The organism is Candidatus Methanoperedens sp., assembly GCA_012026795.1.
GTDB lineage: Archaea > Halobacteriota > Methanosarcinia > Methanosarcinales > Methanoperedenaceae > Methanoperedens.
The window spans coordinates 1-23,653 of the sequence record VEPM01000015.1; the positions used below are offsets into that span (position 1 = coordinate 1).

The window sequence follows — 23,653 nt, forward strand, 5'->3', positions numbered from 1 at the left end:
CTTGAAACCTCACCTAAAAAGAGACCTCTTAAGGACTCTCGTAAAAGACGAGTTTGATAGAGTCGGGGTGTAAGCACCAAGGTGACGAGGTGTTCAGCCCGTCGACTACTAACGTCCAGGCTAGATTTTGCTTCACTGCATTCGGGCGATATCCAGGATTGCGCATTTTATACATGGTCTTAATCAGTCCCCGGACTTAAGCCCGGGGTCTTTACCGTCATAAGCGAGTATAGCGGCCAAAGCGGCGGGGAAACACCTGTACCCATTCCGAACACAGAAGTTAAGCCTGTCAACGTTTTACACTGTACTAAGATGTGCGAACTCTCGGGAACTGTAAAAAGTCGCTATGCTCACTTATTTCAATTAAATTTTTTAAAAAATTATATAATATAGTATTAAAATATTGATATTCTACATTTTGTAATATTTTCACCATCAAAAACAATTACATTACCAGAAAAATTATCAGGCAGCGACTTCATACTGTCAATATTTAACTTTAACTTATCCCCTATTTGTTTTATTATTCGGATATAGCTACGAAGTTTCTCAATCTCATAATGCTTTAGAGCCCTGCTAATTTTCAAGGCATTTTCATGTACCGTTATTTCCTTTAAATTATTGCAATACATAATTTCAATTCCGCTCTCACCCATAAAAAAAGGATAACATCTACATATCAATGGACGACAACTGTATATAGTGCACAGGCCATTCCTGTAAAATACGCAACTATTCCCATTATCTTTTCTGCGCTTAAGAATCCATCCCACCACAACATTCTCCTTCTCTAAAACACATGAATATATATCCGGTTCTGCCACTTCATCCCATTTGCACCCGGTCATTTTGATTATGCGCCTTATATCGCTCGGAAAGATCGATATCGCATTGGAAGGGCGTAGAATATTCTCAGTAATCCTGATATTGAAATTCCTGCAACAGCACCATCCACAGCAGGCGCAGGCAAAACCGGATTTCTCAATTTCAGGGATAAGCGATGAGGAGGGCGTATGGACAAGGCGATCTATCCTTCTGCGCAGAGAAATAATATCCATGGATAGACATTAGAGAAGAGGAATATTAATGCTATGGCCTCAATAGGACTTCTGATTTATTTAATAAATTATATATCACTATTTTATCCTCCAAGGGCTATGACAACGGCTGTAATTGCAATGCCGACAGCCAGCATAATAACACCAGTCTGAAACCTGCTTCTCCCCACATAGCCTCCCCACCTGTAGCCGATGGCAAATAGCATGATAAAACCAATAATGCGGGAAAGTCTTAATGCCCAGGTGTCATCAAGAAACAAAAACGGTAAAAGGGGAGGTATCCCTGAAATGAAAACAAGTGTGCCAGCGGCGATCCCCCCGAGAATATCCTCCTTTGTCGCATGCGTATGATTCTCGACTGGCTTAAGGCGAATCAGAATGTGTTGTGCTACTTCATGTCTTTCGCGTTCACTCAGGGTATCCACGATCGTGCCTTCAAGCTCTTCTTTTACCTTTCTGAGATCGCATCCTTCCCCTGTGCATGTGGAAGCTTCCTGTGCAGCCAGCGCAATCCTGCCTCTCTCAAGGAGGCTGCCGTATACATAAATTATACCGTCCACAAGCCCCCATGCAATGCATGCGCCTATCCCGGCACTGATAATTGCCATTCTGGAACCTGTTGCGAGCTCTACCGTTCCTATTATTGTCAGCACCATGATTAGCCCGAAAAGTATCTCAGAATGACGGTCTGAAGGCGAAAGAAGAGAGCGAAATTTCATCATATTGATGCACTACTGCGCCTGGAATAATAATGGCTGCGTTTTTCAGGGAGGGCCATATCCTGCATTTTTGAAATCCGGCTTAAACTTCCTGAAATCGTAAAAGGAGCAAAGCCTGATAGGGCAGGAGGTGATGTTGCGGCTTTTATGAATGCAATGGCATCCAGAGCTGATAAAGTAGTAGAGACCAATATCATTTATGAAGTTTTGAAATCCGAAATTAAATCGTAACATTCAAATAGAATAATCCATACCAAAGGGTTTTGTGGTGATATAATATATGAATTTAAAAGTAGCACTATTATTTCTGTTAACATTGATAATTCTTGTAGGAATACCTGAGACTTTTGCACTATCTCAGTATGTTACAAATCTCAGTGAAGTGTATGGCAATGGCTCATGTAATACTTGCCATCTTAATGGCGCAAGCGACGGACCACGTACCGCTTACGGAATATTATTTGAGAACCAGCCGAACCATGCTAATGATCCCGGTGCAGCCCTGAGAGTTATTGGAGCACCAACCACAAACCAAAGCCCGGTTATCACACCGACCCCGGCAGCCACAAATCTGGTGAACAATATCACAGACATAGACGAAGCAAATGAAGACGAAACAAATACAACGGAAATTTCAGATGAAATTCCAGTATCGACTACTAAGTCATCATCTGGATTTGGATTAGTAATGGCTATAATGGTCGTCCTATCGGTAATATATCTATCTGGAAAAAGAAGGTAAAATAAGAGAAACATACTGCTGATCTTTTAAAGTTCTACGTATCTCTTTTATCACAAATTCATTTACAGAAAGTGATATCAATCCTCGAAAAAAATATAGAAAATCACTGACGATCTTATCACCCTCAAGCCAGAGGTCTACATTTTCTTTTTCCCCATGGCTCGGTCAATCTCCTCAGGTATCCCTATCATACGCCTTCCTCCGCTTACGGTGACCTTATGTTTGAAATCGCCGGTCTGCGGAATTTATTTGCGATCTCAAGGGATTTTTCGCTTGAATCGGCATCCAGTTATTCCTCTTTGCACACCGGACAGCGTGAGCCGGTAAGACCGGTTATTACTATCTCTCTTCCATCCACTGTTGTGGAAACTATGAAAGCAATCTGGATGTTTCTGCTTTCCTGGTTCCATCCCCACAATGTGTATCTTATATCTCCATACTCATCGGTTTTCTGTTTATACTACAATTCAGAAGCGTTCGATTTTTTCTCGTGCCCAAAGATAAAGTTCCAGGCTCATTCTAAAGTCTCCCGAAGATAGTTTACTGATTGTCTCTAAAGCGAGCTCCCTTGTTATTTTCTTAGTTCCTGCGGCAGCAACAATAAGTCCAAGTAAACCGGTGAACTTTAATCCTTTTGATTCAGCAAACCTTCTCGCATTTGCTTCATCAAGAATAAGCCGATCATTAGCTTGCGCTGCAAGGAATAGACTTGCTTCCCCCACATCCAGCCCATATTTTCTAAACTCTTTTGGCTTCCCTTTGTAATCAATAATATTGATCCAGCGATTAATAGCATCTTTAAAAACTTCCGTCTCCGGAAAATCTTCCCTGAGAATTTCTTCCTTAATTACTGTAGTGATATATATCTCTTTGAAAATAATCTCAAGTATGTTGAGTTTGCCTATCTTTGCCAGAGCGATGAGGGTGGATGAATCAATGAGTACACGCATTTTATAGCCAGTTTTTTGCCTCTATTACATCCCTTTCGCTCTCTTCTACAGTTTGCTTAAAAAAGGGAATACCTCTTTGGGCCAGGTATTTTGCCATCTGCTGTATAGATACATTGGAAAATTCTGCTGCTCTGCATAATGAAAATTCTTCATCAATGTATTTCTCCATAGCAATTTTCATACGCAATTCTTTGATACCCCCGTCTATTATCCTTCGTATAACTTCAGATCTTGATGAACTGAGCATTTGCGCAAGTTCATTCAAATCCTTCATGTTTTTTTCATCGATTCGTATCTGTACACTTTCCATGATTGTACATTGTAATTATGTGTAATTAATTTTTTCGTTTTGGGTATTTAGGTGTAGATTTTAGCCTGCTTGAATATTTTGATTATATTTATTAAACCGAAAGATGTTCCTTTATTTCGCAGACGGTTTCTTGGGTGCGCAGAAATCGAATCGCCCACTGTCAACCGGGAATGTGACCGCGATCATAAAGCGCTGGGCTGGGACAGCAGGGAACCTAAAACGTGCATATTTCAAATTCCAATGCCATTATTTACAGCCTTTTTCTTTCCAGTCTTTGTCATACTTAAAGCCCCAGGAAGTCCACATAACTCCGAGAATCACTGTCGCCACGAGTAAGGCAATCAGAATAACAGCAATCTGCTGAAAAAGGCTGAAGGATGAAGCGAAAAATGCAACATAAATTATTGCAAAAATCAACAAGCCAAAGAAAACTATTATTGATACAACGACTCTTGATGTGAGTCCGGGTGGAGTTTCCAGATTTTCATTCCCATTCATATTCAATATACCTCCCAATTTCGGTTGATGGTTAACCACTTCCCTCTTATGATTAATACTTAATTCTGATACCTTATAAAAGTAACTCAAATCTATTTTTTCAAAACAGTTATTTATTCGTGATATAATTGTATTAAGAATGATACTTTCCGCTAAATACGCGGGGGAATAAAGATGAACACCTCAATTAAAGAACACTGGAATGAAATTTATGAGGCATTGGATCCGGATGAGCTAACCTGGTATGAAGAAATTCCTGAACCGTCTATAAAATTACTATCCAGATGCAATATTAATAAAGATGAACCTATATTAGATGTGGGAACAGGCGCATCAACATTTATTGATTATCTTGTTGACCAGGGATTTAAAAATATCATTGCTGCTGATATCAGTGAAATAGCTCTGGACAAGCTGAAAGAACGATTGGGTAAAGAAAAAGCCTCCTTAGTGAAATGGATCGTGGATGATATTACCCGGCCAATCCATATCCAGAATTTAAGAGATGTTGCGGTGTGGCACGACAGGGCGGTTTTACATTTCTTATTAGAAGAAGACCAGCAGCAAACATATTTATCCACACTGAAAAAAGTGATCAAAAAAGGCGGTTATGTTATTATCGCTGCTTTTTCATTAAAGGGGGCAAAAAAATGCAGCGGTCTGGATGTTAAGAATTATGACCAGGATATGCTTGCGAAATTCCTGGGAGAGGATTTCAGGTTGCTTGAATATTTTGATTATACTTATTATATGCCTTCGGGTAAGCCGAGGCCGTATGTATATGCTTTATTCCAGAACAGGTGTTAATTCCTAATCGGAATATATAATATTGTTCTATTTCATCGGAATACAATCGCGCTTTCCGGTATTTGAATCATTTGCCGAATAGTATTTTATGATGTCGATAAAAGATATTCATAATAACAGAATTTGCCACACCCATGGCATTTACCAGTTTTTCACCTGTATAAATAAGGAGATCAAAAATCCCGTGTCTGTCAAGATCAAGAATGATCACATCCCTTTTGCGCCAGTCCTGGGGAAGTTCATCTGCAATAATAAGAACATCAAAGTCTGAATATTTCTTTGCTGTTCCACTTGCGCGAGAACCAAAGAGTTCATATTTCATTCCTCAATTTCTCGTAATCTTCTCTTGATAATTCAACCTGTCTCATTATTTCTTTGATAAGCCCAATACTAAGTTCTTCGTTTCCATGAACCGATACTACAGTTCTCCTGCCATCGGAATGAACATATCTGACATGGCTTCCCACCTGATGGATTTTCTTAAAACCGAGCTTTTCTAGAATTTTACACATCTCCTTTCCAGAAACGGGAAGGAGCCTTGTCATACTTTGACCTCTAACTGCGCCACTCCAATGAATTTTAATGGTGTAATTTCTTCTTCCCTGTCGGCTTCAATGCAAACCTGTATCGCTTCTTTAATGCGCTCCATAGCCTGGTCTATGGTCTTACCCTGCGTATAACAACCTCTGATGTCGGGTGCTTTTACAATATACATGCCATCCTCATCTTGTTCGATGATCACACTGAAGTTTAACAATTTATGTTTCATGTCAATCTAAGGAGTACTTATGCGATTGGTATTTAAATATGATTCGAGATGAACCAATTTTCATTGATGCAAATGGTTTCCATATGATAAATATGCGATGATCATTTCCGCTTTATCTTGAAACTACGCTAAAACATAATGCGATCCTCATATGTATGGATGATAAAGATTTCTTAATGAGAATAAAAGGAAAGGGTGGGATAAAAGTATGTCACCCAAAAGATTTCCCTTAAAGTAAGGTATTCTTACCGGCCTGCGGTGTGGCATGACAGGGCAGTTTTACATTTCTTATTGGAAGAAGACCAGCAGCAAATGTATTATCTACCCTTAAAAAGGTGATTGAAAAAGGCGGTTATTATCGCCGCATTTTCATTAACGGGAGCAAAAAAATGCAGCGGCTTGGATGTTAAAATTATGACCAGAATATGCTTGCAGAATTCCTGGGAGAGGATTTTAGGCTGCTTGAATATTTTGATTATACTTATTATATGCCTTCGGGTAAGCCGAGGCCGTATGTATATACTTTGTTTCAGAACAAGGGATGAGCGTGCCGCTATTTTCTGAAAGGGTATGATAAAAACCAAAAGAATCGCTGATTTATACGCAGTTTTTAACAGGCATTTACAAGAAAACAATAGCCTAAAGACGAGATTATCAACTCTCTCTTATATTGTCTATAATGGTTCCATAAATGAGCTATGAACGATTATTTTCTTAGGGGAAGGTTTAGATTTTTGGATTGTGCCGTTCAAGTATAAGCAACATAGAAACATTTAAACCCAAATAGTAATTTATTCACATGTTTTAGGATTGAACCATTATTGATTTCAATAATAGAATGGTTGTAATAATGTAAATTCTTACGTACTAGGAGAGAAATAATGATGGCTAAAAATATAAGAGAAAGTAAAAAACAAAAATCTGAACCCAAGAAAAATAATGATCCAACTGATAATCAAAAACCTTGTGAGAAAAAGGATGATGGTTGGGGCAAACCCACCCCTACAGAAAAAATAGAGCATAATAAGTGGGTGCCTATTCAGACTGTACAACTGCAGGAGCATAAAGCACTAAATCATACAGCTCTTGAGTCAGAGAATGAAAAAGAACTCAGAAATGGAAGAAGACAGAAAGTGAATAGAGAATAAGTAAAAATACACTAAAGCCTAATGCATATATTGCATGTCTGAGATCTTTTGCTTTGGAGTTTGCAGCCATCCTTAAGGTATTTTCCGATACTGCTATAGTATCAATTATACCTTTTAACTGGTGTTCTTTTTCCCTATTTTTTATATCATTAACTAAATTACTGGTTGAAACTGCTTCGGTATATCTCGTTTTTATTGTAAAAACGCAAAATAAAATAGTGACCAAAAAAGAAAGAGCGGTCAATAAAAAAATAATTGTACTTATTTTTCCAGAATCTGCCGATTTCATAAGGAAAGTGATCAAAATGCCAGTAATTGTTATTATTCCTAGGACCTTAGTATCAATATCCTTGAAGCGATTAGCCTCACTTTCCAAATTTTTACAAGCAACTATTAGCAAAGCATCTTCAAAATCCTTCATAACAATTTAATTAACATTTAGAGTAATAAATCTTTGTAAGGGTATCGCCACGATTCGTCCGTAAAGTACCAATAAGACATTAATTAAATAATTATCTCACCATATCTTTATTGAGCTTATATTCCTCATATAAAATAACATTACTCCATGCAATTGGACTAATGTGAGAAAGCAGCATAATATCAATACCAACTTGATAAGCAAATCCCAGTTTGTTCTGCATTCCTCTATTTTCATTGACCCTTTTGATATCACTATCAGACAATTTTGCAACTTGAGCTAACTGTTCCTGTGTAAAACGTGGTTTGTTCATAGGAAAGTCGTGTAGTACCAAACCCATTAAAAAAAGCAGTGGTTACGAGTTTGAGGCGGAAATCACTCAAGACAGAACAAAAATAGGGAAGATCGCTAAGCTTAGCTGCAATTTATTGCTTGGTGAATACAAGCTCAATAATAATATCATATGATAATTATTTAATTACTGTCTTATGGACACTTTACAGACGAATCGTAGTGGTACTCTTAATATCTATATTTTTAGATCCATAAATTACTCAACAACATTTTCATAACTAACTGCATATAAGGCTAAATTAGATGCAAAATACTTTCTTTATTCTTTTACAATGAACCCATTCCGCGGAAGAAGGGATTTTCAAATACTTCGTCTATGAAAATAAGTTACATATTTAAAAACCTATGAATAATATATAATTTATATTTATACTCTCTGGATTTTTATAAGTAATAAGAATTTCGTCTGTTTTATTACCAGATATTAACATCAGATTACTCTCTCCAGGCACTTCTTCGCCTCACTTCCCGATATATTAATAATCCTCCTGCTCATTAAAGCCCCCTGATACCAATGATAAGAACTCATTACTCAAACCAGATAACCCCGGAAATGAACGCAAACACAGTCACCGTTTGCGGATGGGCGCATGAGATACGCGATCTTGGCGGGATTATGTTCCTTGTTGTGAGGGACAGGGAAGGACTTATACAGGTCACGCTTTTTAAGAAAGCTATTGATAAGGATGTGCTTGAGATCGTTAAAGGCATAAGCCGCGAATCGGTCGTTTGTGTTACTGGAACTGTCAAGAAAGAGGCAAAAGCGCCAAATGGCTATGAAATAGTCCCGACAGCCGTTACTGTACTTGGAAAAGCCGAATCACCGCTGCCTATGGATACTACAGGCAAAGTGGAGGCAGATCTTGATACCCGCCTGGATGTGCGCTTTATGGACGTGCGCCGCCTCAGGACAACATCTATATTCCGCCTTCGCAACCTTCTTCTGAAAAGTATCCGCGAATATCTTGACAGGGAAGGTTTTGTGGAGATCACAACCCCAAAAGTAGTAGCTACAGCCACTGAAGGAGGAACAGCGCTTTTCCCGATCACTTATTTTGAACGCGAGGCATTCCTTAACCAGAGCCCGCAATTATTCAAGCAGCTTATGATGTCTGGAGGACTTGACCGCGTTTATGAGATAGGCCCGATTTTCCGGGCAGAGGAACATGATACAAGAAAACACCTGAATGAAGCTACATCTATTGATATTGAAGCAAGTTTTGTTGACAACGAAGATGTAATGGTGATACTTGAGAACCTCGTAAATTATGTTTACAAATACATTGCGGAAAATGGCCAGGTCTATTTGAAAAACCTGGGAGTTGAAATAAAAATACCGCAGCTTCCTTTTAAACGGATAACCTATACTGAAGCCGTTAAGATCGCAAAAGACAATGGCGAACAGATCGAATGGGGCGACGACCTTTCCACTGAATCCGAACACTCAATAGGAAAAACGATCGGTGAGCATTATTTCATCACTGACTGGCCTTCTAAGATCAAACCATTCTATGCTTTGCCGTATGAAGATAAACCCGAATTATGCAGGGCATTTGATATGATGCATCCGCGCATGGAGTTATCCTCAGGGGCGCAGCGCGTTCATGATCCTGGATTATTACGTGAACGGATTACTGCCCAGGGACTTAATGCCGATGGTTTTGATTTCTACCTCAAGGCTTTCAAATACGGCATGCCGCCCCATTCCGGCTGGGGAGTCGGGGCAGAACGCCTGCTAATGACAATGCTGGGGATTGAAAATATACGCGAAGTCGTATTATTCCCGCGGGACAGAAGGCGTTTATCTCCATAAATTATTTAACTTAAAAGTATGTTTATAATGCGAAGAGTCAAGATTTACCAAAAACTATTTGACCATTTTGACCGTTAAGAGAAAGAGGGATTAAGATGAGCACTGAAAGGGATATCATAATAGAGAGGCTTGAACAAAAACTGGCTGCCAGGGATAAAGAGTTCACACAAATGCAGGAAGCATTGCGGGAGTCCATTGTCATTGAAATGGAAAAACGTTTTACTGATAAAATAAAGCTCCGGGAATCGACACTTGAAGACCTGAGGACAAAATTTGGCGAAAAGATCAATGAGATAATCCAGATGAATAAATCCCTGCGGGATTCGGTCATGGAGAAAAAAAGCACTGAAACAAGCACACTGCGTAACTATGAGACCCGTATGGAACGAATGGAACGCAGGCTCATCGAGCTTAATAGCGCTTATGATGGTGTCATGAAAGAGCTTCTTGACCAGAAATCAATAATCCAGGAATTAAGACCTCCCAAACCGGAGGTAAGGGTAAGACAGGAGGCCAGGCCAAAAGAAGAAACAAAACGTAAAGAAGAGGCAAAGCCTGCTGAAAAGGAAAGGCCAAAGACCCAATATATCATAGCAGATAATTATGTTCCCAGGGAAAAAAGAAAACAAGCACCAATAATTGAAGCTGACGAAAAGCCAATTGATGCTGATGAAAAGGCAAGAGAACAGCAGAAAGAACAATTTAAGAAACCGGCATCAAAGAAAAGTGAAAAGATAATGGAAGGAGTGGAAATAAGCGAGACCTTGAGAAGAGGTAAATAGTGCATATCAAAGAGATAGAGCTTCAAAATTTCAAATCCTTTGGAAAAAAAGTAAAAATACCTTTCTTTGATGATTTCACGACCATTTCCGGCCCGAACGGAAGTGGTAAATCAAATATAGTCGATAGTATCCTGTTCTGTCTTGGCCTCTCAAATTCCAGGGTTTTGCGGGCTGAGAAACTTACAGATCTTATATTTAATGGTGATACAAAAGTAAAAAGGGATTTTGCCCAGGTCACTATCCGTTTTGACAATACCGACAGGGAAATGCCTGTGGATTCAGACATTATCGAAATAACCCGCAAGATTAGACGCACGGAATCAGGTTATTACAGTTATTATTATTTCAATGAAAAAGCAGTAAGCTTAAATGATATCCATAATTACCTTTCAAAAGCAAAGATAACGCCGGAATGTTATAATGTGGTCATGCAGGGAGATGTCACAGCTATAATCGAAATGACCCAGACTGAGCGGCGAAAAATCATAGATGAGATAGCAGGCGTTGCTGAGTTCGATGAGAAAAAAGACCAGGCTCTGAATGAACTGGATATCGTCCGTGAGAGAATTGAACGGGTGGACATCATTCTTGCTGAAGTCGATGACCAGATGAGTAAACTAAGGCAGGAACGCGACCAGGCTTTAAAATACCAGTCGCTTCGTGATGAAAAAAGAAAATATGAAGGTTATATTCTTCTTGCAAGGCAAAAAGATGCGAAAAAGGAACTGGAAAGACTTGGCGGGGAATTGCAGGATAAAGAGACAAAAAAAATAGATGTCATAAAACAGATTGAAGATCGCAAAAAGGAGCTTCTTGATATCGAAGAAAATCTTTCAACATTAAATTCTCTAATAGTCCAGAAAGGCGAGAACGAACAGATAACCCTCAGGAAAGAGATCGAAACAATAAGGGGTGAAATATCCCGCTGCATGAGCGCGATCGAACTTGCGGAAAATGAGATAAATGATATCGACTCCCGGAAAAGGAAAGCTTTCCTTGATGTAGATGTTGTCCAGGGTAATATAAAGGAATTTGATGCCAGACTGAAAGAAGAGACCCAGCGCAATGAAACCATTAAAGGAGAAATCAGCAATAAAAATACACAACTTCTTATTTTAAAGAGCAAGATATCGGAAGTTGATGCAAAGTTTGTTGAGATCCGCGACAGGCTAACAGCCGCAAAACTTGGTCTTGAGACCCTGAAGAATGAAAAAAATGAACTGATGCGGGAAGAAGACCGCCTGCTTGATTCTGCGCGCAGGAAGTCATCAGAAAGCAGGGACAGGGAGCTTGAGATTGAGGATGCCGTATCCAAGATGAAGTCTGCTGGTCTTGATGCTACAAATGCAAAGGCGGGAATCGAAGAAATAAGTGGCAAGAAACGCGAGCTTTCGCGCGACCTGATCGATCTTGAGAAAAACAGGGTGCAGATAAAAAGTGTGATTTCAGACATTGAAAATACCCTCAGGACGTTCCACCAGGAGTATGCAAAATCAGAGGCAAGGATCAGGGCTGCTGCTGAGATCAGTTACAGCGGGCCTGTTGATGCAATCCTGAGCGCCCGGAAGAACAGGGAATTGCCGGGTATTTATGGCACAATAGCAGAACTTGGCAAAGTGGATAAGAAATATTCTGTTGCCCTTGAGATAGCAGCAGGCGCGCGTTTACAATCCGTTGTGGTTGATTCTGATGAAGATGCCGCCCGGGCGATCAATTACCTGAAAGAACGGCGCCTTGGCAGGGTGACATTCCTTCCCCTTAACAAGATGGAAGTAGCGCAAAAAATGTCAAAAACAGAAAAAGAAGGCATTATCGATTATGCTATCAACCTCGTGAATTATGATGCAAAGTTTGACCCCGCGTTCTGGTATGTATTCCGGGATACCCTTGTTTCGGAAAATCTCACGACTGCAAGGCGGCTTATGGGAAATAAGCGGTTGGTGACTCTTGATGGTGAACTCCTGGAAAAAGGCGGGGCAATGACAGGCGGTTCGATAAAATCAAGGCTCTCGTTTGCAAGCGGTGAAGAAGACAATATCAAGAAAATCGCAGAGCAGATATCAGAATACGAAGGCAGGCGAAAATCCGCTGTAAAGAAACTTGAAACACTGGAAGAACATCTTTCAGGGATCAGGTCAGAATCTGCTGGTTTTGATAATGAGGTCACAAGGTTAAAGATGCAATTAGCTGAAATCGAGGGACGCGGCACCCGTTTAACTGAAGTGATCGAAACGAGGAACAGGGAACTTAAGGAGATCGAAGCTGCCCGCATAAAGATCAAAAGTGATATGGATAATGTGGAAAGCCAGAAACGAGAGAAAGATGCAGCGATCAATACGATACTTGAAGAAATTGGTAAGATCGAATTGTTGCTAAAAGGTTCTGAGGTTCCTGAACTTAACAACAGGGCAACACAGGTCGAAGAGGAGATCCAGAGGCTTGAGAGCAGGATCAGGGATATTGAAGCAGGGATCAATGCAGTAACACTTGAGCGTAAATATGCACAGACAAAGATCGATGAGACCCGTCAGAGGCTTCTGGAACTTGATACAAAGAAAGAAGAACACCGCTTGAAGGTCAATGGCTTGAAGGAAAACATCAAGTCTTTTGAATCAGACCTGGATCTTAAGAGATCAAGGGAAAAAGAATTGGGCGGGGAACTCCTGGAGCTTCAGGATAAAAGGGCGCTGGTACAGAAAGAACACTTATCCTTGAAGGACAGGCTAATGGATGCCGAAAGGCTGAAAATCGATATTGACAGGAATTTGCAGGCATTATATTCCACGAAAGACGCATTGACAGAGCAGATTATCAGGCTTGATAATGAAATTGCAGGGCTTGGAATAGAACGAAATGAAGAGATACCGTCATCTGAAGCGATCACCCAGAGATTACAGGCGCTTACAAGGGCGATGGAGAAACTTGAACCTGTGAATATGAGGGCGATCGATGAGTATAACGAGGTGGAGAACAGGCAAAAAGACCTTAAATCAAGACGTGACATACTGTTCAATGAAAGGGAAGAACTGTTGATCCGCATTAAGAAATATGAGGAACTCAAGAAAGAATCATTCATGGAGACTTTTAATGGTGTCAATGAGCAATTCAAGCAGGTCTTTGCAGAATTATCCGAGGGAACAGGCTCGTTATTCCTTGAAAAACCTGATGAGCCATTCACAGGCGGATTAACAATAAAAGCCCAGCCCTCTGAAAAGACATTACAGCGCCTTGAAGCCATGTCCGGCGGCGAGAAGAGCCTGACTGCATTATCGCTGCTTTTTGCTATCCAGCAATACAGGCCAGCGCCTTTTTATGCGTTTGATGAGATTGATATGTTCCTTGATGGCGTAAACGCTGAAAGGGTGGCAAGGCGCATCCAGAAATCCGCAGGCAATGCGCAGTTCATAGTAGTGTCGCTGAGAAAACCAATGATAGAGGCAGCCAAACGCACCATCGGGGTTGCGATGCAGGAGAATAACATATCGAGTGTAACGGGGATCAAGTTGAATTGATATTATAGAATTAATAAGGTTGCCAGGACCATTCATTGAGAACTCGCTAAAAAAATAAAAACCCAGTCATCCGAGAAGACATTACAGCGCCTTTTTACGCATTTGATGAGATCGATATGTTCCTGGATGGCGTAAATTATAAATACACGTAAGAATACACTTAATTTCAATGTCACATAAAACACTTACAATTTCAGAAGAAGCTTATGAGGCACTGGCAGATCTCAAAAAAGAAGGGGAGAGCTTTACTGAGCTTATTAAGCGCATTACCCAACCTTTCAGGAAGAAGAAACTGAGCGAATTTGCAGGTATCATAAAAGATGAAGATTTTGAAAGAGCAGCGCTTGAAATAAGGCACCTGAAGAGTAAAAAATTAAACAAGGTAAAACTATGACCGTTCTGGATACAAATTTTTTAATAGATTTACTCAAAGACAAGCCGGGCACTTCAGAAATAGCGGATTCCATAGAGCATCCAAAAACAACAACGATAAATGCATTTGAATTATATTATGGAGCAAATAGTTCTGCAAGACCGGAAGAAAATATTTCAAAAATCAACTATTTACTAAAATCCATAGTTGTACTCGAATTTGATAAAAATGCTGCTTTGAAAGCAGGAAATATTCAGGCAAAATTAATGAAACTGGGAAAGCCAATAGACCCTTATGATGTTCTTATAGCAGGTATTGTCATGGCAAATAATGAAGAGATTATGACCCGGGATATTAATCATTTCAATCGCATACCAGGTCTTAGATTTAGGTCATGGTAGTTCCTTTTCCCGAAGCGTCTTCTGCCGCCTGCCCGGGTTCATTTATTGGCTTGGAATTATTTCTTGCTCTCGATATGTTTTTGCACTATCTCTCTTATTTCATCCGGATTCCTGAGCACAGTTATCCCCCTCATTTTCCGCAGTTTCTCCACGGCATCAAGATCAATATCCCGCATCGTAAGCGTCAATTTCTTGCCTCCGGGCAGGTCTGTGACAATATCCCCCTTAGTCTGGTCAGCCGGGAAAATATATACAGGCACTTTTGCTTTCATAGCCTGGGCAGCAGCGTTTGAGAGCAGGGTATCCGATATTCCTGCTGCGATTTTTGCCACTGTATTGGAAGTGGAGGGTGTGATTATGATAAAATCATACTTCCCGAGCTGCAAATCCCCCACAAGGAAGGGGACATTGGGGGATTTTTCAGAATACGTTCTGGGAAAACTCGTTTTTAAGTCATTAAAGAGCTTGTACCATTTTACGACCATCTCGCCTGCCTGGGAAAGAAACACCCTGACATCAAGGTCATATTCAAGCGTCAGCTCTTTCATTATATCGAAGCTTTCTTTGAGATAATCGCCGCAGCCTGTTATTCCCCATGCGATTTTTATAGTCATATAAATAATAAATATTTAAAGAACCGCAGATGAACGCAGATGAACGCAGATTTGTTCATCAGGCATCTGCGAAATTAAGGTTATTGTATTGTGACTTTTATGATCTTGTCGCCTTTTTTGATGCTTTCGACCACGTTCTGGCCTTCTGTTACCTGTCCGAACACAGAATGTTTCCCATCAAGGTGGGGTTGTGGTGCTTCTGTGATAAAGAACTGGCTCCCCCCGGTATTCGGACCTGCATTAGCCATAGATACAGCACCTTTTGTGTGTTTTAATTTTGGATGAAATTCATCACGTATCATATACCCCGGACCGCCTGTTCCATCTCCTTTAGGACACCCGCCCTGAATCATAAAACCGCGTATGACCCTGTGGAACGTAAGCCCGTTATAGAACCCTTTTTGGGCAAGATCTATGAAGTTCTTTGTAGTGATCGGTGCTTCTGATTCCTTAAGTTCGAATTTTATAATTCCCTTCGTGGTCTCTAAGATTGCAGTTCTGTTTGCCATATTTATCCTTGTAGCTTAGTGGAGGTCATGGTATAATTGCTTTTTGCCGGGACTGCATATCGGGAAAATTTAAGGTTACCGGAAAGCTGCATAACGTTTTTTCGAAAGATTTAAGTAATAAAAGAATATTGATAATAATCAATAACTTACGTGAAAAACGGGGAAAACGGGATTTAACCAGACAGAGATTATCCGGATTAAGAAAACGGGATTTAACCAGACAGGGATTATCCAGATCAGGAAAACGGGGATTGACCAGCAACGGGGAAATCCAAAAACATGCATGAGCCCATGCAAGACCGATAATAAATTAGTAGAGGATAGGATAGGTATGATAGCTAAATCAGTATATAAAATCTCGTATCGAATAAATATAAATAATATATATACAAAATTTTATCTTTATGCATTATTGATATTCCTTTTATCAATAACCCTTATGCTGGCCATTAATCCATCATCAGCAGCCCCGGCTTCAACCGGGGATAAATGGAAGATAGTTTTTGACCAGGGTACTGATCTGCCATATAATTATTCGGCTTCATTCAGGCCAAAGATATGGCTTTATAACCAGGCTGATATCCCTGTATCAAGTGGTGTCACAGTCTCCTACAGTTATGTTAATGTCAATACAGGAGGCACAATATCAAGCGGAACCGCTACGAGTAATGGGGACGGCTCATATACCGGCGGTACCATCAACATGCCTTCCAACGATAAGAATTATATAAACATAAAATTTTCCGTTCCTCAGAATTCCAATATAATTTCAGAGCAGCATGTGGTGTTTGCAGGTACGGTAGAAGCATCAAAAGGAGCTATCTGGAAGATTGTTCCTTTCAACACTTCATCTGGTCCTTCATGGGACCGCAACCAGAAGCAGAATATATACATTATCCTGTACTCGGATGCCCGGACGCCCATAAAAAACCAGCAGGAACAGCCAACCATAACTATAAAAAATTCAGCCGGTACAGTAGTCAATAGCAGTTCCATGACATACCTGGATAACGGTATATATAATTATACCCTGCCTGCCAGTTCAATAACTTCAGACGGAGAATACTATTTTGAAATAACCAGCAGATGGTCATCCAGGAAAGTAACAGGCGGAAAGTCAAGATACACAACCGCGATAGCAGGATTCAATATCGAAGCTGTGGGAAACCAGGGGGATGAATCACCTCCAGATTTACTTAACTGGAAACAGACCCCTAATTTCCCAACCCCGATCGATAATGTAACATTAAGCGCAGAGGTTTTTGATAATGTGAATGTCTCTTCAGTTACAACTTATTACAGTGTAAATAACGGTACTATACAAACAATACCGGTGGAAAATGGTATGTTTACTTACCGGGGCATAATCAGCAGATATTTGATGGAAGACCATATCAGATATTGGATCTCGGCAAGCGACGGGATTAATATGAAGAACAGCTCAATAAATGATTATGTAGTGACTGAACCTGCAGGAAGCCCGAATACCTCATTTTCATACATGAACCATCCTGTTTACTACTTTGGTTATTCGAGAGCAGGAACTGCAAACGATGCAGGCGGGGACACCGGTTATGATGGGACATGGACGAGCGGTGAAAAAGATGGCGTTTATTATATGCAGGCAAATCCCCAGGTATATACATTTTTCAGGGACATGACCACGATCAAAATAAAAACAATGATCCTTGACTCAAAGGGTAAGCCTGTCCGGGGTCTTAAGAATGTGAAAGCATGGCTCCAGGAGAATAAAACCCAGCCATCCGGCGCGAGAAATGCGAATAAGACCATGACAGAAGTTGAAGGTGAGGATGGAATATACATTGCTGCATGGGAAGGGTCCCCTGCAATGAGTGGCACATCGGTAACATGGAATGATGATGCAAAAGTCATCTGGGGAAAATACGACAGCGGACAAATATACAGTGCGTATGTGGACTTTAATAATGATAGTGTGGCGGATGAGAATATCACCTGGCTTGCATATACTTTCATGGATACATTCGTAGGTTCTTCCCAGGATGGAAAAGGTCTGCATGGCAGCAATATCGAAGCTTCAAACAATTGCGGCAGGGCATGCCATCAGGGCATGGTGGGCTCAACAAGCAGGGTGGATGCAGAACCCACCTGTCCGGACTGTCATGGTGTTGAAAAGACAGCAAATGGAGGTTCATGGCCAATTTCCGGGAATACTGATGCTACCGACAGGATACTATACGGCAATAGCTCATCTCACTCACGATTAAATACATCAGGGAATTCCACTTATTGCGGTGACGAATCATGCCATAATTCTCTATGGGGAGCAACTCCGGTCAACCCTGCGCCAATACCAGGATACAATCCAGGCGATCCTCTTGAAAATATGTTCAACAACTCAGGCTATCCGGTGCCTGCGCAATGCGGTGAATGTCATACATACAAAAACGGCACAATACCTTCAGTTGACGGGCATAATGCGATGATAAATTGTAAGTTCTGCCATGGTTCATATCACAGGCAGCACAGGATAACGGATTACATTACTTCTCCTGTAAAGGATGATGTAATAAGGGGAACTCCCGGCTATGTTGGAACAGGAGGAGAGAATGGAAGCGGGAACTATGCAGGAAACTGCTATAAGGACTGCCATAAGACACAGGTCGAGCATTCGCTCGTGGGAAGACAGGGAAATCCGGTAAATGAGATAGTACCATGTGATGAATGCCATAAGAATTTTGATAAAGCATCCATGCATCTTGATGATGTTGGACCTTATGATGATAGGGATACCTGCGGGGGATGCCACCAGGTGAATGAAACAATAACGCATAACGTATCTTATTCGATGAATCCGCCAGTAGTCACAGATCCGGTACGACATTCTGAGAACATTATCGGGAATAAATGGAACAGGACAGGGACGCGTCCCTTCTGGTCTGAATATGAGAACTCGTGCAGGTTCTGCCACGGCAGGTCATACAATGATGCATACGGTCTTGGCAGGAATCTGGATCATATGGGTACAAACAGTATAAACGGTACCATCAATTCCACAAGTTATTGGTGTGCGTCATGTCATGTTGATACATACAGGAGTGGGAATACTACATTTGATGACATGGTCAAAACTTATAATGACTCCTTTGGAGTAGTTCCTCCTGAGATCACAGGAAATGCCACCTGGAAGTCAGATCGAAATGGTTATATTGACCATCAAGCGCGGGAGTTTACTGACAGGAACAATTCAAGCACATTTTCAGATGATATATGTTATGAATGCCATGGCCGCCTTGCAAATAGTACATCTATGACAGTTTTCATGCATAATGTCGATCTTGGCCAGGCCAGGGGAGCCGGGCCGGACTGCATAAGCTGTCATGATACTGGCAAAACAGAATCAGGATATCACATAAATAATACTGCAATGAGCACAGGTGTCCATGCCAATCTCAATACGAACGCCACAAATACATCGTGGGTGCCTGCAGCCAACAAGAAATGCTGGGGATGCCATGATTCAAACGGGACCCAGCCTTCTAATACCAGTAAGGGAAGCAGGTTCGATAACCCATACAAATGCTATGAATGCCATAATTCAACGAACAAGCCCTACGCCAGTGTAAGTAATGCGCCGAACGTGAGTGAACATTTTAAGGGCGGTACCAGTATAAGGGCAGCAACAGCGGCGACTGACAATTCATCATCCTGCATAGTATGCCATAATATTACAGAGATGAAGGTGACGTATTCTGAGGACGATATATATAATTCCAATTATTCATTCCCATCCCATTATGGTAAGAAAAGAACTGATCTTCGGATATGGGATTCGGGAAAATCAGCAAACTGTAGCTACTGCCACCAGAACTCAAGCACAGCCTTTTCAGGAGCAATGGTAAATGAAGCACACACATCCATCCAGAACCACACAAATGCCAGCTCACCGACCTGTTATAACTCAACCTGCCACAACACAGGATGGATACACAATTCGTCATTGGCAAAGCCAGATATGACATTGCCCAACACCACATTCTGTCAGAACTGCCATGCAGACAAACAGAAACATAACAATATACAGGACTGCAGCAACTGTCATATCAACACAAGCAGCAGCGATACCATTCATCCTATAAAGTTCATCCAGACTACTGGCACATATGATACAACAATTACCCAGGCAGCCAACTGTACGGACTGCCACCAGGCGGAATTGCCGGGATTTACAGCAGCCCCGATAATCCCGGCTACGTTGAAACACAGCTCAAATATTTCCAATGGTACAATATGGGGGATATTCTGGACATCCGGATCAGATTCATGTTATTATTGCCATAGTAATACAAAACACAATGCGACCGCACTTGGCAGGATAAACGCTCTCAATAACTCTAACAACATCAGGAATGGTAACCTGAATACTACGGGCTGGTGTGCGGACTGCCATTACAATGCGTCGTTTAATACCAATTACATAGGCGATCAGTGGAATCCCATCCCGCCGCTCATCACTTTCAATAATGCGGGTAAAAGCGGATGGGTAGACCACAGTGACTTCCTGAACAGCGGTTACAATGACAGCAACTGCAGGACCTGCCATGCCCTGAACGGGCCTTACGGGGCTACAACATTGAATTATTCGCATAGTTTTGACGCGGGTACGTCAGGAGGTGTGAACTGCACTTCATGCCATAATATTGGCGGTTCGGCAAAGCATGACGTTGATATTGCCAGTATGAACAACGGCGCCCATGCCAGCCTGAACAATCGCTCGCAGTTTACCGGAGGCAATGCCACAAACAGGAAATGCTGGGCATGTCACGGGACCCTGAACTCAAATGGTTTTGCCAATGAAATCGACCAGCCAGCCACATCACACAATACCACAATATACCAGAACCCCAGGGATTGTCCTGATTGTCACAATAACCTTCAATCAAACTCCAATTTCAGCGCACCACAGGTCGCAGAACACAGAGAGGGCGCTCCTTTCGTACCAACAACAGGAACAGGATGTTCCCTGTGCCACAACAATAGCCTTACTGTTATCAATGAGAACGATGGCTTCGGGATCACAAATCCCCGGGAGGCCGCAGCATCCCATTACCTGAACGATGCAAACATTAACCTGATGACCGCCAATAACCATAGCAACGACTGCAGGTGGTGCCATATTCTCAACAATGCTTCACAGGATTGGGGAACACCTTTTGACCCGGCAGGAAGCTCAAAATATGTCCATACCTCACAAAACGTTGCGCAGAATTCCAATTGTTATCTATGCCACGGAGACTTGTCATTGTCTGTTAAACTACACGACCCAGGGATAACCGGAGGAAGTGCGGGAGATAATTGTATAGGGTGTCACACTAACGATACTTTACCATACCCTGCAATCGATCTCACATCATTCACAAATCACAGGAACGTAAACCTCACGAACGGCACTGGCAACCTGGACAATAACGATTGCACAACATGTCACTATAACAGCACAAACATGACCAGAGTCCTGACAAGATCATGTGAAGACTGCCACACAAGCGGTAATTACAATGCAACGGTCATAAGCAACCATAAACAGGGTGGAGCGAACATCACCACAGCAGCATACTGTTCAGGCTGCCATAACAACAGCGTGAGCCAGTACAAATATAGCCAGAATGCAAGTGTTAGCCACTATGGCACAAGAACCGGCCTGATCCCCACAGCGGACTGCACTAACTGCCACAAGGACCCAGCAAACGCCAGTCTCTGGGGCAATGCAACAGATCCGGCCCATAGCGGCACATTCCCGCACAGTATCGCAAATACTCCAGGAGAAGACTGCTATGCATGCCATAATTCTGCTGCCGACTTCCATAACGTCAGTATTTCGAAACCCTCAGTCTCCTCAGTAACATGCCTCGACTGCCATAAGACTACAGCCATCATGGCACACAAGAAGATCGATTCTGGCGTGATTGCATCCGGGAGCCACAAAGACAGGGCATGTGAGAACTGCCACGCCAACGCAACAGACAATAACATGGACAGCTATTCCTTCACTACCGATCCGGCAAAGACATGTACAGACTGCCACACAGGATCGGGAAACTTCAGTGCACCATTAGTAGCAGAACATAACCAGGAAGCACAGCAGATTCTGACCCTCGCAGCATGTACCACATGCCATAGCAACGGCGGCATGTATTTCTCCAACACTGGAACCAACGGTACAGGCAGCGCAATAACACATTACATAAAAGACGTAACAAATACATCAACAAGTCCGTACCAGCACAATGGCCCGATCAATACCTCGAATTGTATCGACTGCCATAATGGTGCATACACCAATAACTCAAGCTGGGGCTCCCCTGTCAACATCACAACAAGTTCAAAGAGAATACATATCGAAACCCTGACAGACCAGTGCGACCAGTGCCATAAAGACAGTACAGTCTCAAGCCTGTCCTTGGTGGATTTCCATAATGCAAGCGTTCAAACGATATCCATGGATAATTGTCTCTCCTGCCATGATACTGGCGGTCAGTATAATACCAGAGTCGATTCGGCATCCCTTGGCATGCATGGAAATATCAACAACACCGATGGTGGAATTACGAATGCTGATTGCGCGACATGCCATTACGATACCACTGATATGGGTTCAAATTATACTGTCCAGGCCGGTGTAAATGTCCGAGTCTGCAATGACTGCCACATGAACCAGAATGTTACCTCACCAATGGTCAGTGAGCACTATCCCGGTGCTAATATTAATGTAACCACAATGAATTGTGAGAACTGCCACAGCAACAGTTTGAATATTCCCAATCCGAATTCGAGTGTAAATACAGCAATGGGAAATGTTACACATTACGGTACAACAACAGACCTTATAACACCAAGCGCAGGAGCTTACAATACCGCATGCAATAACTGCCACAACAGCGCTGTGAATAAGACCGGCTATGGTGTGGTGAATAAGCAGGTAACCGTACCTCATACGGGCGCAGGTACATGTAACGAGTGCCATGTAGATGGCAGTGCATCTGACCTGCATAATAGTTCACTTGGAATGCCGGTAACTGTATCATGCATTGCCTGCCACACAACATATGCATCAAAATATAATTCATCGAACCTTACAGGAACGCCCATGGACGATTATTCAACATGTGGTGGTGGAAATTGCCATGGCACCGATATTTCAGGCAGCCTGGATACCCTGGCAAGGCATAATGTTAGCAGGACCTTTGCAGGTACAGGAGGTTCTACAAATACGGTGTATCTGAATAATAATATTTTACTTACCATCACAAAAGGAACTCCTGTTGAAATAACATCCATGATCAATGATGCAAATGGTGCTGCTTCGCGTGTTGGTGGAGCTGAATATTATCTCGATGTTGATCCTGGCCGGGGTAAAGGAATACCTATGTCAGCAGCAGACGGCCTGTATGATGCAACCAGAGGAAACTGGGAGAATGTAATAGCAACACTTGATACAGGCAACCTCTCAGACGGTAACCATACTATATTTGTCAGGGGTGTTGATATCGGTAAACAGTGGAGCACTCCAAAGAATGCAACGCTAGTTGTCCAGTCCCTGGGATATATCAACGTGACAGTAACAAGCGTAGACGGGCCTGTAGTAAATGCAGATGTATGGATAGATAGCGAAGATATCAAGAAAACAGATATTAACGGTAGCTATTTATTTGCAGTACCAGCCGGAACATACAATGTTACAGTTAGCAAACAGCCCACACACAACGACAATACAAGTACGGGTGTGGTTGTTACACAGGGCAACACAACTCCATTACCGGTATATCTCCAGAAAAAACCGACAGGAACAATCAGCGGCACAGTTACGGATGCATGAGAAAAATCCAAAATCAAC

General features: G+C 41.8%; 22 protein-coding genes and 1 rRNA gene. 10 read left to right on the forward strand and 13 right to left on the reverse strand.

Features of this window, described 5'->3' with window-relative positions; genetic code table 11:
* Positions 1–228 precede the first annotated feature (228 nt).
* Positions 229–350, forward strand: a 5S ribosomal RNA gene (rrf, locus tag FIB07_08525).
* Between the two features lie 45 nt (positions 351–395).
* Here rrf and FIB07_08530 read toward each other — a convergent pair.
* From FIB07_08530 to FIB07_08540, 3 genes are all read right to left on the reverse strand, one after another.
* Entirely contained in the window at positions 396–1,058 is a 663-nt protein-coding gene (locus FIB07_08530) for a YkgJ family cysteine cluster protein (protein ID NJD52896.1), read from the reverse strand.
* 83 nt (positions 1,059–1,141) lie between these two features.
* Positions 1,142–1,780, reverse strand: coding sequence for a hypothetical protein (locus FIB07_08535; GenBank protein ID NJD52897.1), 639 nt, complete (start codon positions 1,778–1,780; stop codon positions 1,142–1,144).
* Positions 1,777–1,974, reverse strand: coding sequence for a hypothetical protein (locus FIB07_08540; GenBank protein ID NJD52898.1), 198 nt, complete (start codon positions 1,972–1,974; stop codon positions 1,777–1,779). Before FIB07_08540 ends, FIB07_08535 begins: the two co-directional genes overlap by 4 nt.
* Positions 1,975–2,057: 83 nt before the next feature.
* Here FIB07_08540 and FIB07_08545 point away from each other — a divergent pair, with 83 nt between their 5' ends.
* A complete protein-coding gene (locus tag FIB07_08545; GenBank protein NJD52899.1) occupies positions 2,058–2,519 on the forward strand; it encodes a hypothetical protein in 462 nt (153 codons plus the stop codon).
* A gap of 467 nt (positions 2,520–2,986) precedes the next feature.
* On the opposite strand, the gene FIB07_08550 is transcribed toward FIB07_08545, so the two are convergent.
* From FIB07_08550 to FIB07_08560, 3 genes are all read right to left on the reverse strand, one after another.
* The gene (locus tag FIB07_08550; protein NJD52900.1) at positions 2,987–3,469 is read right to left on the reverse strand and encodes a hypothetical protein; all 483 of its coding nucleotides are present in this window, start codon (positions 3,467–3,469) and stop codon (positions 2,987–2,989) included.
* A gap of 1 nt (position 3,470) precedes the next feature.
* Entirely contained in the window at positions 3,471–3,779 is a 309-nt protein-coding gene (locus FIB07_08555; protein ID NJD52901.1) for a ribbon-helix-helix protein, CopG family, read from the reverse strand.
* A gap of 246 nt (positions 3,780–4,025) precedes the next feature.
* Positions 4,026–4,277 carry a hypothetical protein gene (locus FIB07_08560; protein NJD52902.1) on the reverse strand — a complete coding sequence of 84 codons (252 nt, stop codon included), beginning with the start codon at positions 4,275–4,277 and terminating at the stop codon, positions 4,026–4,028.
* 174 nt (positions 4,278–4,451) lie between these two features.
* Here FIB07_08560 and FIB07_08565 point away from each other — a divergent pair, with 174 nt between their 5' ends.
* A complete protein-coding gene (locus FIB07_08565) occupies positions 4,452–5,084 on the forward strand; it encodes a class I SAM-dependent methyltransferase (protein NJD52903.1) in 633 nt (210 codons plus the stop codon).
* Between the two features lie 67 nt (positions 5,085–5,151).
* On the opposite strand, the gene FIB07_08570 is transcribed toward FIB07_08565, so the two are convergent.
* From FIB07_08570 to FIB07_08580, 3 genes are read right to left on the reverse strand one after another with little or no spacing between them, the layout of a single operon-like run.
* A complete protein-coding gene (locus FIB07_08570; protein NJD52904.1) occupies positions 5,152–5,406 on the reverse strand; it encodes a nucleotidyltransferase domain-containing protein in 255 nt (84 codons plus the stop codon).
* On the reverse strand, positions 5,396–5,629 hold the full coding sequence (locus FIB07_08575) for a type II toxin-antitoxin system HicA family toxin (protein NJD52905.1): 234 nt from the start codon (positions 5,627–5,629) through the stop codon (positions 5,396–5,398). Before FIB07_08575 ends, FIB07_08570 begins: the two co-directional genes overlap by 11 nt.
* Positions 5,626–5,853 (reverse strand): type II toxin-antitoxin system HicB family antitoxin, encoded by a 228-nt coding sequence (locus tag FIB07_08580; protein ID NJD52906.1) that lies wholly within the window; start codon positions 5,851–5,853, stop codon positions 5,626–5,628. The genes FIB07_08575 and FIB07_08580 overlap by 4 nt, the downstream gene beginning before the upstream one ends.
* Before the next feature lie 881 nt (positions 5,854–6,734).
* On the opposite strand from FIB07_08580, the gene FIB07_08585 reads away from it, so the two are divergent.
* Positions 6,735–7,001 (forward strand): hypothetical protein, encoded by a 267-nt coding sequence (locus tag FIB07_08585; protein NJD52907.1) that lies wholly within the window; start codon positions 6,735–6,737, stop codon positions 6,999–7,001.
* Here the strand turns inward: FIB07_08585 and FIB07_08590 are convergent.
* Together FIB07_08590 and FIB07_08595 are read right to left on the reverse strand one after the other, a co-directional pair.
* Positions 6,964–7,422, reverse strand: a complete 459-nt coding sequence (locus FIB07_08590) for a hypothetical protein (protein ID NJD52908.1) — start codon at positions 7,420–7,422, stop codon at positions 6,964–6,966. The two genes, FIB07_08585 and FIB07_08590, sit on opposite strands and share 38 nt — an antisense overlap.
* Positions 7,423–7,513: 91 nt before the next feature.
* The gene (locus FIB07_08595) at positions 7,514–7,735 is read right to left on the reverse strand and encodes a DUF4158 domain-containing protein (protein NJD52909.1); all 222 of its coding nucleotides are present in this window, start codon (positions 7,733–7,735) and stop codon (positions 7,514–7,516) included.
* A 555-nt stretch (positions 7,736–8,290) separates the two neighbouring features.
* Here FIB07_08595 and aspS point away from each other — a divergent pair.
* The 5 genes from aspS to FIB07_08620 all read left to right on the forward strand — a co-directional run bounded on the left by aspS (position 8,291) and on the right by FIB07_08620 (position 14,657).
* Positions 8,291–9,589 (forward strand): aspartate--tRNA(Asn) ligase, encoded by a 1,299-nt coding sequence (gene aspS / locus FIB07_08600; protein ID NJD52910.1) that lies wholly within the window; start codon positions 8,291–8,293, stop codon positions 9,587–9,589.
* 95 nt (positions 9,590–9,684) lie between these two features.
* A complete protein-coding gene (locus tag FIB07_08605; protein NJD52911.1) occupies positions 9,685–10,371 on the forward strand; it encodes a hypothetical protein in 687 nt (228 codons plus the stop codon).
* Positions 10,371–13,883, forward strand: a complete 3,513-nt coding sequence (gene smc, locus FIB07_08610) for a chromosome segregation protein SMC (GenBank protein ID NJD52912.1) — start codon at positions 10,371–10,373, stop codon at positions 13,881–13,883. The genes FIB07_08605 and smc overlap by 1 nt, the downstream gene beginning before the upstream one ends.
* A gap of 169 nt (positions 13,884–14,052) precedes the next feature.
* Positions 14,053–14,277, forward strand: coding sequence for an antitoxin (locus FIB07_08615; protein ID NJD52913.1), 225 nt, complete (start codon positions 14,053–14,055; stop codon positions 14,275–14,277).
* Positions 14,274–14,657: a type II toxin-antitoxin system VapC family toxin gene (locus FIB07_08620; protein NJD52914.1), complete on the forward strand. Its 384-nt coding sequence runs from the start codon at positions 14,274–14,276 to the stop codon at positions 14,655–14,657. The genes FIB07_08615 and FIB07_08620 overlap by 4 nt, the downstream gene beginning before the upstream one ends.
* A gap of 56 nt (positions 14,658–14,713) precedes the next feature.
* Here the strand turns inward: FIB07_08620 and afpA are convergent, their stop codons facing one another.
* Entirely contained in the window at positions 14,714–15,271 is a 558-nt protein-coding gene (gene afpA, locus FIB07_08625) for an archaeoflavoprotein AfpA (GenBank protein ID NJD52915.1), read from the reverse strand.
* A gap of 80 nt (positions 15,272–15,351) precedes the next feature.
* Positions 15,352–15,780 carry a peptidylprolyl isomerase gene (locus FIB07_08630; protein ID NJD52916.1) on the reverse strand — a complete coding sequence of 143 codons (429 nt, stop codon included), beginning with the start codon at positions 15,778–15,780 and terminating at the stop codon, positions 15,352–15,354.
* Positions 15,781–16,063: 283 nt separating this feature from the next.
* Here FIB07_08630 and FIB07_08635 point away from each other — a divergent pair, with 283 nt between their 5' ends.
* Positions 16,064–23,635 carry a hypothetical protein gene (locus tag FIB07_08635; protein NJD52917.1) on the forward strand — a complete coding sequence of 2,524 codons (7,572 nt, stop codon included), beginning with the start codon at positions 16,064–16,066 and terminating at the stop codon, positions 23,633–23,635.
* The last annotated feature ends 18 nt before the right edge of the window (positions 23,636–23,653 follow it).